General features: G+C 58.6%; 11 protein-coding genes. All 11 read left to right on the top strand.

Annotated elements, in window-relative coordinates:
• The first annotated feature begins 72 nt into the window (after positions 1–72).
• Positions 73–564: a signal peptidase II gene (gene lspA / locus B9L21_RS10705; RefSeq protein WP_082816557.1), complete on the top strand. Its 492-nt coding sequence runs from the start codon at positions 73–75 to the stop codon at positions 562–564.
• A complete protein-coding gene (locus B9L21_RS10700) occupies positions 565–1,479 on the top strand; it encodes an RluA family pseudouridine synthase (RefSeq protein WP_063166357.1) in 915 nt (304 codons plus the stop codon). It begins immediately after the preceding gene.
• A 185-nt stretch (positions 1,480–1,664) separates the two neighbouring features.
• Positions 1,665–2,204, top strand: a complete 540-nt coding sequence (pyrR, locus tag B9L21_RS10695) for a bifunctional pyr operon transcriptional regulator/uracil phosphoribosyltransferase PyrR (RefSeq protein WP_063166356.1) — start codon at positions 1,665–1,667, stop codon at positions 2,202–2,204.
• A 156-nt stretch (positions 2,205–2,360) separates the two neighbouring features.
• Complete coding sequence (locus tag B9L21_RS10690) at positions 2,361–3,659, top strand: solute carrier family 23 protein (RefSeq protein ID WP_063166355.1); 1,299 nt, start codon at positions 2,361–2,363, stop codon at positions 3,657–3,659.
• Positions 3,660–3,825: 166 nt separating this feature from the next.
• Positions 3,826–4,752, top strand: coding sequence for an aspartate carbamoyltransferase catalytic subunit (locus B9L21_RS10685; RefSeq protein ID WP_033006049.1), 927 nt, complete (start codon positions 3,826–3,828; stop codon positions 4,750–4,752).
• Positions 4,715–6,001 carry a dihydroorotase gene (locus tag B9L21_RS10680; RefSeq protein ID WP_063166354.1) on the top strand — a complete coding sequence of 429 codons (1,287 nt, stop codon included), beginning with the start codon at positions 4,715–4,717 and terminating at the stop codon, positions 5,999–6,001. The genes B9L21_RS10685 and B9L21_RS10680 overlap by 38 nt, the downstream gene beginning before the upstream one ends.
• A gap of 2 nt (positions 6,002–6,003) precedes the next feature.
• Positions 6,004–7,098 carry a carbamoyl phosphate synthase small subunit gene (locus tag B9L21_RS10675; RefSeq protein ID WP_063166353.1) on the top strand — a complete coding sequence of 365 codons (1,095 nt, stop codon included), beginning with the start codon at positions 6,004–6,006 and terminating at the stop codon, positions 7,096–7,098.
• On the top strand, positions 7,091–10,288 hold the full coding sequence (gene carB / locus B9L21_RS10670; protein WP_063166352.1) for a carbamoyl-phosphate synthase large subunit: 3,198 nt from the start codon (positions 7,091–7,093) through the stop codon (positions 10,286–10,288). Before B9L21_RS10675 ends, carB begins: the two co-directional genes overlap by 8 nt.
• Entirely contained in the window at positions 10,285–11,058 is a 774-nt protein-coding gene (locus B9L21_RS10665) for a dihydroorotate dehydrogenase electron transfer subunit (RefSeq protein ID WP_063166351.1), read from the top strand. Before carB ends, B9L21_RS10665 begins: the two co-directional genes overlap by 4 nt.
• The gene (locus B9L21_RS10660) at positions 11,055–11,996 is read left to right on the top strand and encodes a dihydroorotate dehydrogenase (RefSeq protein WP_063166350.1); all 942 of its coding nucleotides are present in this window, start codon (positions 11,055–11,057) and stop codon (positions 11,994–11,996) included. The genes B9L21_RS10665 and B9L21_RS10660 overlap by 4 nt, the downstream gene beginning before the upstream one ends.
• Positions 11,968–12,702, top strand: coding sequence for an orotidine-5'-phosphate decarboxylase (gene pyrF, locus B9L21_RS10655; RefSeq protein WP_063166349.1), 735 nt, complete (start codon positions 11,968–11,970; stop codon positions 12,700–12,702). Before B9L21_RS10660 ends, pyrF begins: the two co-directional genes overlap by 29 nt.
• Positions 12,703–12,864 lie beyond the last annotated feature (162 nt).

The following is a 12,864-nucleotide window of genomic DNA, read 5'->3' as shown; positions in this document are numbered from 1 at the left end:
GGGGCTGCTTCGGCAGCTTTGCCGCTTCATTTGTTTGCCATGGCGAATTATGCTACAATGCAAAAAGGATGAATGAGAAGGACAGGGGGACTTGGCACGGTGGCATACTATTGGATTGCGGCGGCGGTCATCATCCTCGATCAATGGACGAAATGGCTTGTCGTCCGCTATATGCGGCTTGGGGAAAGCATCCCGATCATCGACAACGTGCTCTACATTACGTCGCATCGCAATCGCGGGGCGGCGTGGGGCATGCTGCAAGGGCAGTTTTGGTTGTTTTATTTAGTGACAGTCATCGTTGTGGCAGGAATCATTATCTACATCCGCCGCTTGCAGCCTTCGGAACGATTGGCCGGCGTGGGGCTTGGCCTGATGCTCGGCGGGGCGATCGGCAATTTTATCGACCGCGTATTCCGGAAAGAAGTGGTCGACTTTATTCATACGTATATCGGCACGTACAGTTTTCCGGTGTTCAATATCGCCGACTCGGCGCTGACGGTTGGCGTTGTGCTGTTGTTTATCCATATGTTTTTTTTCGCGACACCAGAGAAAGGGAATGAGTAGATGGAGACGATCACGTTTCACATCGAAGAAGAATATGACGGCGAGCGGATCGATAAAGTGATCGCGGCGCTAAATGACGAATGGTCGCGTTCGCAAGTGCAGCAATGGATCAAAAACGGGCTCGTGACGGTCAACGGCCGCACGGTGAAGGCCAATTACAAATGCGAAGCGGGCGACTCGGTCGCCGTCTCACCGCCGGATCCGGAGCCGCTTCATGTGGATCCGGAGCCGATTCCGCTTGACATTTATTACGAAGACGAGGATGTCCTTGTCGTCAACAAACCGCGCGGCATGGTCGTCCACCCGGCGCCCGGGCATATGCGCGGCACGCTCGTGAACGCTTTGCTCGCCCATTGCCGTGACCTCTCCGGCATCAACGGCGTGCTGCGCCCCGGCATCGTCCACCGGATTGACAAAGATACATCAGGATTGTTGATGGTGGCAAAAAATGACGCCGCCCATCGCTCGCTTGTTGAGCAGCTCGTCAACAAAACGGTGACGCGTCGCTACAAGGCAATCGTCCATGGCGTCATTCCGCATGATTACGGAACGATCGACGCTCCCATCGGCCGCGACAAACGCGACCGAAAAAAAATGGCGGTCACCGAAGAAAACGGCAAAGAAGCCGTCACCCATTTCCGCGTGCTCGAGCGGTTTCGCCAGTATACGTATGTCGAATGCCAGCTGGAAACGGGACGGACGCATCAAATTCGCGTCCATATGAAATATATCGGCTACCCGCTCGCCGGCGACCCGCAATACGGGCCGAAAAAGACGCTCCCGATCGACGGCCAGGCGCTTCATGCCGGGGTGCTCGGCTTCCATCACCCGCGAAGCGGCGACTATTTGGAATTTGAAGCGCCGTTGCCGCCGGAGTTTGCCGAGCTGCTCGAATGGCTGCGAAAAAACGATTGACAAACGAACACGCTCCCTTTACAATGAGAACAGGTGAACAGGAACCTTTAAGTTCAGTCCTGTGAGGCTGAGAAGGGGTCGGATCAAGGAAATAGGCGGCGTATGTCCATTTCGTTCCGCGGCTGTAAGCCGCACCCCCCGCTTCACAGGCGGGGGATTTTTTTGTGCCAACGGAGGTGACTTGCATGCAAAAGGCGGTTGTGATGGATGAGCAGGCGATTCGCCGCGCGTTGACGCGCATCGCCCATGAAATCATCGAAAGGAACAAAGGCATTGACGGCTGCGTGCTGGTCGGAATTAAAACGCGCGGCATTTACTTGGCGCGCCGCTTGGCCGAGCGGATCGAACAAATCGAAGGGGCGTCCGTTCCGGTCGGCGAACTCGATATTACGCTGTATCGCGACGATTTGACGGTAAAAACGGATGATCATGAGCCGCTTGTGAAAGGGACGAACGTGCCGTTTCCGGTGAGCGAACAGAAAGTCATTTTGGTTGATGACGTGCTGTTTACCGGCCGGACGGTGCGGGCGGCGATGGATGCGGTCATGGATTTGGGCCGCCCGGCGCGCATCCAGCTCGCCGTGCTCGTTGACCGCGGACACAGGGAACTCCCGATCCGCGCCGATTTCGTCGGCAAAAACGTCCCGACGTCCAGCGCCGAAGTCATTGTCGTCGAATTGTCGGAAGTGGATGGCGTCGATCAAGTATCGATTCATGAAAAATAAAGCAAGCTCCCTTTTAAGCGCAGTCCCGCGAGGCTGCAAAAGGGGCGGAATGGTTTCGGCTGTTTCTGCACCCTCTTTGTGCCTTCGCGGGCCAAGAGGGTTTTTTGTGCACACGAGAAGATACATTTGCTTATATTGCGAAAGGAGTGACGGAAAGTGAACAAATCGATATTGGATATTCAAGACCGCCCGACGGCCGGGCAATGGGTGACGTTAAGCTTGCAGCATTTGTTCGCCATGTTCGGGGCAACGATTTTGGTGCCGTATTTGGTCGGCTTAGATCCGTCAATCGCCTTGCTCACGAGCGGGCTTGGGACGCTCGCGTTTTTGCTCATCACGAAATGGCAAGTGCCGGCGTACCTTGGCTCATCGTTTGCCTACATCGCGCCGATCATCGCGGCGAAAACGGCCGGCGGCCCGGGGGCGGCCATGATCGGCAGCTTCCTTGCCGGGCTTGTATACGGCATTGTTGCTCTCATCATTAAAAAAGCGGGCTATCGCTGGGTGATGAAACTGTTGCCGCCCGTTGTCGTCGGTCCGGTCATCATCGTCATCGGTCTCGGCTTAGCGGGCACGGCGGTCGGGATGGCGATGAACGGCCCGGACGGCAACTACAGTCTGCTCCACTTTTCCGTTGCGTTGGTGACGCTCGCCGCCACGATCATTTGCTCGGTGCTGGCGCGCGGCATATTGAGCTTAGTTCCGGTGCTTGTCGGCATTGTCGTCGGCTATGTTTACGCCCTCGCCGTCGGACTGGTCGACTTGTCGAAGGTGGCAACGGCGAAATGGTTTGAATGGCCGGATTTCCTCATCCCGTTTGCTGACTATCCGGTGCGCATCACCGCGGAGATTGTGATGCTCATGGTGCCGGTCGCCATCGTCACCTTGTCGGAACATATCGGCCACCAGCTCGTCTTAAGCAAAGTCGTCGGCCGCGACCTCATCCAAAAGCCGGGGTTGCACCGCTCGATTTTAGGTGACGGAACGGCGACGATGATTTCCGCCTTGCTCGGCGGGCCGCCGAAAACGACGTACGGGGAAAACATCGGCGTGCTCGCGATCACCCGGGTTTACAGTGTCTATGTGCTCGCCGGCGCCGCGGTGATCGCCATCGTGTTCGGCTTTGTCGGCAAAGTGACGGCGCTGATCAGCTCCATTCCGACACCGGTCATGGGCGGCGTGTCGATCTTGCTGTTTGGCATCATCGCCTCGTCCGGATTGCGGATGCTCGTTGACAGCCGCATCGACTTCGGCGCGACGCGCAACTTGGTCATCGCCTCGGTTATCTTGGTGATCGGCATCGGCGGTGCGGTGCTGAAAATCAGCGACAGCTTCCAAATCACCGGCATGGCGCTCTCGGCCATTGTCGGCGTCCTGCTCAACTTAGTGCTGCCGGGGCGTCCGCAAGCCGCGGAAAACCTATTTGAAGAAAACCAGAGCGACCATGTCGCCTAATAGGAGAAAGCACCTTTTAATTAAGTCCCGCGAGGCTTAAAAAGGTGTGAAAACAGGCGCATCCAGGGCCGGAGTGCACCTTCTTCGGCTCTGCCATGCGCCGATCGTCACACCTTGCCCAGCCGGCAAGGTGTTTTTTTGCAAAAAAAGAAAGGGAGAGAGGCCAATGACCCATCTTTTTACATTGAGCGAACTGCCGCTTTCCGACATCACCCGGCTGCTTGATGAAGCGGAAGCGTTCCGCCGCGGCCGCGCTTGGCGCCCGGCGGCGCCGATGTACGTCGCCAATTTGTTTTTCGAACCGAGCACGCGCACGAAATGCAGCTTCGAGATGGCGGAACGGAAGCTTGGGCTTCATGTCATCCCGTTTGACCCGGAACGGTCAAGCGTGCAAAAAGGGGAGACGCTGTACGATACGGTCAAGACGCTTGAAGCGATCGGCGTTGACGCGGTTGTCATCCGCCACCACGAAGATGCGTATTTCGAAGCGCTCCGTCATGCGGTCGGCATCCCGGTCATCAACGCCGGCGACGGCTGCGGGCATCATCCGACCCAGTCGCTCTTGGACTTATTGACGATTCGCCAAGAGTTTGGCGCTTTCACTGGCTTGACGGTGGCGATTATCGGCGACATCCGCCACAGCCGCGTCGCTCGCTCCAATGCGGAAGTGTTGACACGATTGGGCGCGAACGTCCTGTTTTCCGGACCGGAAGAGTGGAAAGACGAAACGAATCCGCACGGGACGTACGTCGAACTCGATGAGGCCATCGCCTGCGCCGATGTCGTGATGCTGTTGCGCATCCAACATGAACGCCATGCGGAAACGATGGGGCTGACGAAAGAAGAGTACCATGCGCGGTACGGGCTGACGCTTGAGCGGGCGCGGCGGATGAAACCAGGGGCTGTCATTTTGCATCCAGCGCCGGTCAACCGCGGGGTCGAAATCGCCAGCGAACTCGTCGAAGCGAAGGCATCGCGCATTTTTAAACAAATGGAAAACGGCGTCTACGTGCGGATGGCGGTCTTAAAACGGGCAATGGAAGGGAGAATGGAGCATGGGCGTATGGCTGAAAAATGGCATGTCGTTCAATAAAGATGGGGAATTGATGCGGACACATATCAAAATCGAACACGGAACCATTGCAGCGATCCTCTATGAACAGCCGCTCGAAGCGGATGGGGAGGACGTGATCGACGTCGGCGGTCGTCTCATCGCTCCCGGCTTGATCGACTTGCACGTTCATTTGCGCGAACCGGGCGGCGAAGCGAAAGAAACGATTGAAACGGGCACGCTCGCCGCGGCGAAAGGCGGTTTTACGACGGTTGCCGCCATGCCGAACACAAATCCGGTGCCGGACCGGAAAGAACAGATGGAACGGCTGCAAGCCCGCATCCGCGAAACGGCGCGCGTCAACGTGCTTCCGTACGCGGCGATCACGATTGGGCAAAAAGGGGAAGAGCTGGCTGACTTTGCGGCGCTCAAAGAAGCGGGAGCGTTCGCGTTCACCGATGACGGCGTCGGCGTCCAGTCGGCTGGGATGATGTATGAGGCGATGAAGCGGACGGCGGCGCTCGATATGCCGATCGTCGCCCATTGCGAGGACGATACATTAAAAAACGGCGGCGCGGTGCATGACGGCGAGTTCGCCCGCCGGCATGGGCTCGCCGGCATTCCATCCGTCTGCGAAGCGGTGCACATCGCCCGCGACGTCCTGCTCGCGGAAGCAGCGGGATGCCATTATCACGTCTGCCATATCAGCACGAAAGAGTCGGTGCGCGCCGTCCGCGACGCGAAGCGGGCCGGCATCCGCGTCACGGCCGAAGTGACGCCGCACCATTTGCTCTTGTGCGACGAAGACATTCCAGGGTTGGATGCAAACTACAAAATGAACCCGCCGCTGCGCAGCCGCGCGGACCGCGAGGCGCTCATTGAGGGCCTGCTCGATGGCACGATCGATTTTATCGCTACGGATCATGCGCCGCATACAGCAGCGGAAAAAGCGAAAGGCATCGAGGCGGCGCCGTTTGGCATCGTCGGGCTCGAGACGGCGTTTCCGCTCCTATATACGCATTTTGTCAAAACAGGCGTGTTTACATTAAAGCAGCTTGTCGATTGGCTGACGATCAAGCCGGCGCAATGTTTCGGCCTCAAGGCCGGGCGGCTTGCCGTCGGGGCGCCGGCGGATATTGCGGTCATTGATTTGGAAACAGAAGAAGCGATTGATCCCGAGACGTTTGCGTCCAAAGGGAAAAATACGCCGTTTGCCGGCTGGGTGTGCCAAGGCTGGCCGGTGATGACGTTTGTCGGCGGTACACTCGTATGGGAGAAAGGAAGGGCGTAAAGATGAAACGGCAGCTCATTTTGGAAGACGGTTCGTTTTTTGTCGGCGAAGCGTTTGGCAGCACGAAAGAGACGACCGGCGAAGTCGTCTTTAACACCGGCATGACCGGATACCAAGAAATTTTGACCGATCCGTCGTATTGCGGACAAATCGTGACGATGACGTATCCGTTGATCGGCAACTATGGCATCAACCGCGACGACTTTGAAGCGATTCGCCCGTATGTGCACGGATTCATCGTGAAAGAGGCGTGTGTGAAGCCGTCCAACTGGCGCGGCGAAATGACGCTCGATGACTACTTAAAAGAAAAAGACATCCCGGGGCTGGCCGGCATCGATACGCGCAAACTGACGCGCCTCATTCGCCAGCACGGAACGCTAAAAGGGATGATTTGCGGGCTGGACGTCCATCCGGCGGAAGCGGCGGCCCACCTGCGGGCGATGGAGTGGCCGCGCGACCAAGTGCGGCGCGTCTCGACGAAAAGCGCCTATCCGAGCCCGGGGCGCGGCGAGCGCGTAGTCTTGATCGATTTTGGAATGAAGCACGGCATTTTGCGCGAACTGAACAAGCGAAACTGCGATGTCATCGTGTTGCCGTACAATGCGACGGCGGAAGACGTATTGAGCTGGCATCCGGATGGGGTCATGCTCTCGAACGGACCGGGCGACCCGAAAGACGTGCCGGAAGCGATCGAGATGATCCGCGGGATCTTGGGCAAAGCGCCGCTCTTTGGCATCTGCCTCGGCCATCAGCTGTTCGCCTTGGCGTGCGGGGCGAATACGGAGAAGATGAAATTCGGCCATCGCGGCTCGAACCATCCGGTCAAAGACTTGCGCACCGGCAAAGTCGCCATCACGGCGCAAAACCATGGTTATACGGTCACGCATGAATCGCTTGCCGGCACGCGTCTTGAAGTGACGCATGTCGCCTTAAACGACGGCACGGTCGAAGGGCTCCGCCATCTCGATTTCCCGGCGTTTACGGTGCAATACCATCCGGAAGCGTCGCCGGGGCCAGAAGATGCCAATCCGCTGTTTGACGAGTTTTTGGCGCTCATCCGCCAGTTCAACAAGAAAGGGGAAGTCATCCATGCCTAAACGCCGCGACATTGAAACGATTTTAGTCATCGGCTCGGGGCCGATCGTCATCGGCCAGGCGGCTGAGTTCGACTATGCGGGAACGCAAGCGTGCCTCGCGTTGAAAGAAGAAGGATACAAAGTCATTCTCGTCAACTCGAATCCGGCGACGATCATGACCGATACGGAAATCGCCGATAAAGTGTATATGGAGCCGCTGACGCTTGAGTTTGTCGCCCGCATCATCCGCAAGGAGCGGCCGGATGCGATTTTGCCGACGCTCGGCGGCCAGACGGGCCTTAACTTGGCGGTCGAGCTCGCCAAAGCCGGGGTGCTCGAGGAGTGCGGCGTCGAAATTCTCGGCACGAAGCTTGAAGCGATCGAAAAGGCGGAAGACCGCGAACAGTTCCGCGCTCTCATGAACGAGCTTGGCGAGCCGGTGCCGGAAAGCGCGATTATTCACAGCTTGGAAGAAGCGTACGCCTTTGTCGAACAAATCGGCTATCCGGTCATCGTCCGTCCGGCGTTCACGCTCGGCGGCACGGGCGGGGGCATTTGCACGAACGAAGAAGAGCTTGTCGAGATTGTGTCAACCGGCCTGAAGCTGAGTCCGGTGCATCAATGCTTGCTTGAACGGAGCATCGCCGGCTACAAGGAGATTGAATACGAAGTGATGCGCGACGCCAACGACAACGCGATTGTCGTCTGCAACATGGAAAACATCGATCCGGTCGGCATTCATACGGGTGATTCGATCGTCGTCGCCCCGAGCCAGACGTTAAGCGACCGCGAGTACCAGCTGCTCCGCAACGCGTCGCTTAAGATCATCCGCGCGCTTGGCATCGAAGGCGGCTGCAACGTCCAGCTGGCGCTTGACCCGGACAGCTTCCGCTATTACGTCATTGAAGTGAACCCGCGCGTCAGCCGCTCGTCGGCGTTGGCGTCCAAAGCAACGGGGTATCCGATCGCGAAACTGGCGGCGAAAATCGCCGTCGGGTTGACGCTTGATGAAATGATCAACCCGGTTACCGGGAAAACGTACGCCTGCTTCGAGCCGGCGCTCGATTATGTCGTCACGAAAATTCCGCGCTTTCCGTTTGACAAATTTGAATCGGCGAACCGCCGCCTTGGCACGCAAATGAAAGCGACCGGCGAAGTGATGGCGATCGGCCGGACGTTTGAAGAATCGCTGTTAAAAGCGGTTCGTTCGCTCGAGATCGGGGTGCATCATCTGGAATTGAACGAGGCGAAAACGGCCGCCGACGACGTGATGGAAAAACGGATCCGCAAGGCGGGCGATGAACGGCTCTTTTACATCGCCGAGGCGCTCCGCCGCGGGGTGACGGTGGAGACGCTGCATGAATGGAGCCAAATCGACCGCTTTTTCCTGCATAAGATTCAAAACATTATTGAGATGGAAACGGTCTTGAAAAACCACCCGGGCGACCTTGACGTGTTAAAAAAAGCGAAGGGGCTCGGCTTCTCCGATGCGGCGATAGCGGCGTTATGGAACAAAACGGAGCGCGACGTTTACGCGCTGCGCCGCCAACGAGGCATCATGCCGGTGTACAAAATGGTCGATACGTGCGCAGCCGAATTCACGTCGGAAACGCCGTACTACTACAGCACGTACGAGGAAGAAAACGAATCGATCGTGACGGAAAAACCGAGCGTCATCGTGCTTGGCTCCGGCCCGATCCGCATCGGCCAAGGGATCGAATTTGACTATGCGACCGTCCATTGCGTCTGGGCCATTAAGCAGGCCGGCTATGAGGCGATCATCATCAACAACAACCCGGAAACGGTCTCGACCGACTTCAGCACGTCGGACAAACTGTATTTCGAGCCGCTGACGGCCGAAGACGTGATGCATGTCATCGACCTCGAGCAGCCGATCGGCGTCATCGTCCAATTCGGCGGTCAGACGGCCATCAACTTGGCGGCGGAACTCGAGGCGCGCGGCGTCCGCCTGCTCGGGACGACGCTGGAGGATTTGGACCGCGCCGAAGACCGCGACAAATTTGAACAGGCGCTTTCCGAACTCGGCATTCCCAAACCGGCCGGCAAAACGGCCGTTTCGGTCGAAGAAGCGGTCGCCATCGCCGAAGAGATCGGCTATCCGGTGCTCGTCCGCCCGTCGTACGTGCTCGGCGGCCGGGCGATGGAAATCGTGTACAATCGCGGCGAGCTGCTTCATTACATGGAACACGCCGTGCGCGTCAATCCACAGCACCCAGTGCTTGTCGACCGCTACATCACTGGCAAGGAAGTCGAAGTCGATGCCATCGCCGACGGCGAGACGGTCGTCATCCCCGGGATCATGGAACATATCGAGCGGGCCGGCGTCCATTCCGGCGATTCGATTGCCGTCTACCCGCCCCAGACATTAAGCGCGGAAGTGATCGACAAGATCGCGGATTACACGATCCGACTGGCGCGCGGGCTGCATATTGTCGGGCTGTTGAACATTCAGTTTGTCGTCTCGGGAAGCGATGTCTACGTCTTGGAAGTGAACCCGCGCTCAAGCCGCACGGTGCCGTTTTTAAGCAAAATCACCGGCGTGCCGATGGCGAATCTCGCCACGAAAGCCATTTTAGGGACGAAGCTCGCCGAGATGGGCTATGAGACGGGCGTCTGCCCGGTGCGCCCCGGCGTGTACGTGAAAGTGCCGGTGTTCTCGTTTGCGAAATTGCGCAACGTCGACATTTCGCTCGGCCCGGAAATGAAATCGACCGGCGAAGTGATCGGCAAGGACGTGACGTTTGAAAAAGCGCTCTATAAGGGGCTTGTCGCCTCGGGCATCCATATCCAGCCGCATGGGGCGGTGCTGTTGACGGTGGCCGACAAAGACAAAGAAGAAGCGGTCGAGCTGGCGCGCCGCTTTGCCGACATCGGCTACCAGCTGTTGGCGACGAACGGCACGGCGGAAACGTTGAAAGCGGCCGGCATTCCGGTGACGGTCGTCAATAAAATCCACTCGGCGTCACCGAACATTTTGGATGTCATCCGCCAAGGGAGGGCGCAAGTCGTCATCAATACGCTGACGAAAGGAAAGCAGCCGGAAAGCGACGGCTTCCGCATCCGCCGCGAAGCGGTCGAAAACGGCATCCCGTGCTTGACGTCGCTCGATACGGCCCGGGCGATGCTGCAAGTGCTCGAATCGATGACGTTTTCAACGACGGCGATGACGGAAGGGCTGGTGCGGTCATGATCGGCCGCGAACGAATGACGGTCGCAAGCCAGCGGTTGATCGCCGAGCGGACGTATGAATTGACGCTTTCAGGCCGCCTCGTGCAAGAGATGCGCCAACCGGGCCAGTTCGTTCATGTGAAAGTGGCCGCATCCGCCGATCCGCTCCTGCGCCGCCCGCTCAGCCTTTGCCATATCGACCACAAGCAGGGGCAATGCACGATCATTTACCGCCAGGAAGGGAAAGGCACGGCGCTGTTGGCGCAAAAACAGCCGGGCGACACGGTCGATGTGCTCGGCCCGCTCGGCAACGGCTTTCCGCTCGAGGCAGCGCCGGCGGGCAGCCGGGCGCTGCTAGTCGGCGGCGGCATCGGCGTCCCGCCGCTCTATGAACTGGCGAAACAGCTCACAAAGCGCGGCGTCAAAGTGGTGAGCGTGCTCGGGTTCCAAACGAAAGCGGCGGTCTTTTACGAAGAGGAATTTGCCGCGTTCGGCGAGACGCATGTCGCGACCGATGACGGCTCGCACGGAACGGCCGGGCGCGTCACCGATGTGATCGAAGCGCGCTCGCTTGAGTTTGACGTGTTGTACGCCTGCGGCCCGAAGTCGATGCTTCGGGCGCTTGCGGAACGGTTTCCGAACCGGCCGGTGTACGTGTCGCTCGAGGAGCGGATGGGCTGCGGCGTCGGGGCGTGTTTCGCCTGCGTCTGCCATGTGCCAGGGAGCGAGACGGCGTATAAAAAAGTATGCAGCGACGGCCCGGTGTTTCGGGCCGGGGAGGTGGTGCTATGAACCGGCTTGCGGTCGAACTGCCGGGTCTTTCGCTCAAAAACCCGATCATGCCGGCGTCCGGCTGTTTTGGATTTGGCCGCGAGTACGCCCGGTTTTACGATTTAAGCGTGTTAGGCGCCATGATGATCAAGGCGACGACAAAAGAGCCGCGCTTTGGCAACCCGACACCAAGGGTGGCAGAAACGCCGGGCGGGATGTTAAACGCCATCGGCCTGCAAAACCCCGGCCTTGACAAAGTGCTCGAAGAAGAACTGCCGTGGCTTGAACAGTTTGACGTACCGATCATCGCCAACATCGCTGGCTCGACGGTGGAAGAGTACGTCGAGGTAGCCGAAGCGATTTCCAAAGCGCCCAATGTCCATGCGTTAGAGCTCAACATTTCTTGCCCGAACGTGAAAAAAGGCGGCATCACCTTCGGCACCGTGCCGGACGTGGCCGCCGAGCTGACGCGGCTTGTCAAGGAAGTGTCGGCTGTCCCAGTGTATGTGAAGCTGTCGCCTAACGTGACGGACATCGTCGCGATGGCGAAAGCCATTGAACAAGCGGGCGCTGACGGCTTGACGATGATCAACACGCTCGTCGGCATGCGCATCGACGTGAAAACAGGCCGGCCCGTTTTGGCCAACGGCACCGGCGGCTTATCCGGCCCGGCGGTCAAACCGATCGCCATCCGCATGATTTACGAAGTGAGCCAAGCGGTGTCGATTCCGATCATCGGCATGGGCGGCGTGCAAACGGCGGAAGACGTGCTCGAGTTTTTCTACGCCGGCGCGAGCGCGGTTGCGGTCGGCACAGCCAACTTCGTCGATCCGTTCGTCTGCCCGACGATCATCAACGACCTGCCGGCGCTGTTGGACGACCTCGGGATCGGCCACATTTCCGAATGCATAGGAAGGAGCTGGAAAACCAGTGCACACGCCGTTCATTGTCGCGCTTGATTTCCCATCAAAACAAGAGGTGGAGCGGTTTTTGCGGCCGTTTGCCGGAACGCCGCTGTTCGTCAAAGTCGGCATGGAGCTGTACTATCAGGAAGGTCCAGCCATCGTCGCGTTTCTCAAAGAACAAGGACATGCCGTCTTTTTAGACTTAAAACTGCATGACATCCCAAATACGGTGAAACAGGCGATGAAAGGGCTCGCCCGTGTCGGCGCCGATTTGGTGAACGTCCACGCCGCCGGCGGCCGGCGCATGATGGAAGCGGCGATCGAGGGGCTTGACGCCGGCACGCCAAGCGGCGCCGCCCGACCGCGCTGCATCGCCGTCACCCAGCTGACAAGCACGGACGAGCGAATGCTTCATGAGGAGCTGTGGATTTCCCGCCCGCTTGTGGAAACAGTCGCCCATTACGCCGCCTTGGCGAAAGAAAGCGGCCTTGACGGCGTCGTCTGTTCAGCGAACGAAGCGCCGCTCATCAAAGAACGGTGCGGCGCCTCGTTCCTTGCCGTCACCCCGGGCATCCGCTTTGCTGATGATGCGGCGCACGACCAAGTGCGCGTCGTCACCCCAAGGAAAGCGCGTGCGCTTGGTTCTGACTACATCGTCGTCGGCCGCAGCCTCACCCGCGCCGCCGATCCGCTCGGGGCGTATGCCCGCCTGCAACACGAATGGAACGGAGGAGAGAGAGAGTCAACTACCCCCACTTAGCTAACGCTTGAAGTGGGGGCTTGCAACTCCCCAGAAGTGCAAACGGACTTCGTCCTCCTTCCTTGACTTGGGGTTGCATCAGGGGGCAGGTTGACGACTACCCAACGACGCAGGTCATGCCTGCATCGTTACCGATTCTCTCGGTGTGTCTGTTGGCAGTAC

The organism is Geobacillus uzenensis, from assembly GCF_002217665.1.
Lineage (GTDB): Bacteria > Bacillota > Bacilli > Bacillales > Anoxybacillaceae > Geobacillus > Geobacillus subterraneus.
The sequence above is the reverse complement of the archived record's forward strand: the minus strand, read 5'-3'. Positions and strand labels throughout refer to the sequence as shown.

What these genes read in the sequence shown, in the direction of transcription:
- pyrR (WP_063166356.1), top strand. Translation starts at nt 1,665, where the DNA reads ATGCAAAAGGCGGTTGTGATGGATGAGCAGGCGATTCGCCGCGCGTTG.
- carB (WP_063166352.1), top strand. Translation starts at nt 7,091, where the DNA reads ATGCCTAAACGCCGCGACATTGAAACGATTTTAGTCATCGGCTCGGGG.
- B9L21_RS10685 (WP_033006049.1), top strand. Translation starts at nt 3,826, where the DNA reads ATGACCCATCTTTTTACATTGAGCGAACTGCCGCTTTCCGACATCACC.
- B9L21_RS10700 (WP_063166357.1), top strand. Translation starts at nt 565, where the DNA reads ATGGAGACGATCACGTTTCACATCGAAGAAGAATATGACGGCGAGCGG.
- B9L21_RS10660 (WP_063166350.1), top strand. Translation starts at nt 11,055, where the DNA reads ATGAACCGGCTTGCGGTCGAACTGCCGGGTCTTTCGCTCAAAAACCCG.
- B9L21_RS10680 (WP_063166354.1), top strand. Translation starts at nt 4,715, where the DNA reads ATGGGCGTATGGCTGAAAAATGGCATGTCGTTCAATAAAGATGGGGAA.
- lspA (WP_082816557.1), top strand. Translation starts at nt 73, where the DNA reads ATGAGAAGGACAGGGGGACTTGGCACGGTGGCATACTATTGGATTGCG.
- B9L21_RS10675 (WP_063166353.1), top strand. Translation starts at nt 6,004, where the DNA reads ATGAAACGGCAGCTCATTTTGGAAGACGGTTCGTTTTTTGTCGGCGAA.
- B9L21_RS10665 (WP_063166351.1), top strand. Translation starts at nt 10,285, where the DNA reads ATGATCGGCCGCGAACGAATGACGGTCGCAAGCCAGCGGTTGATCGCC.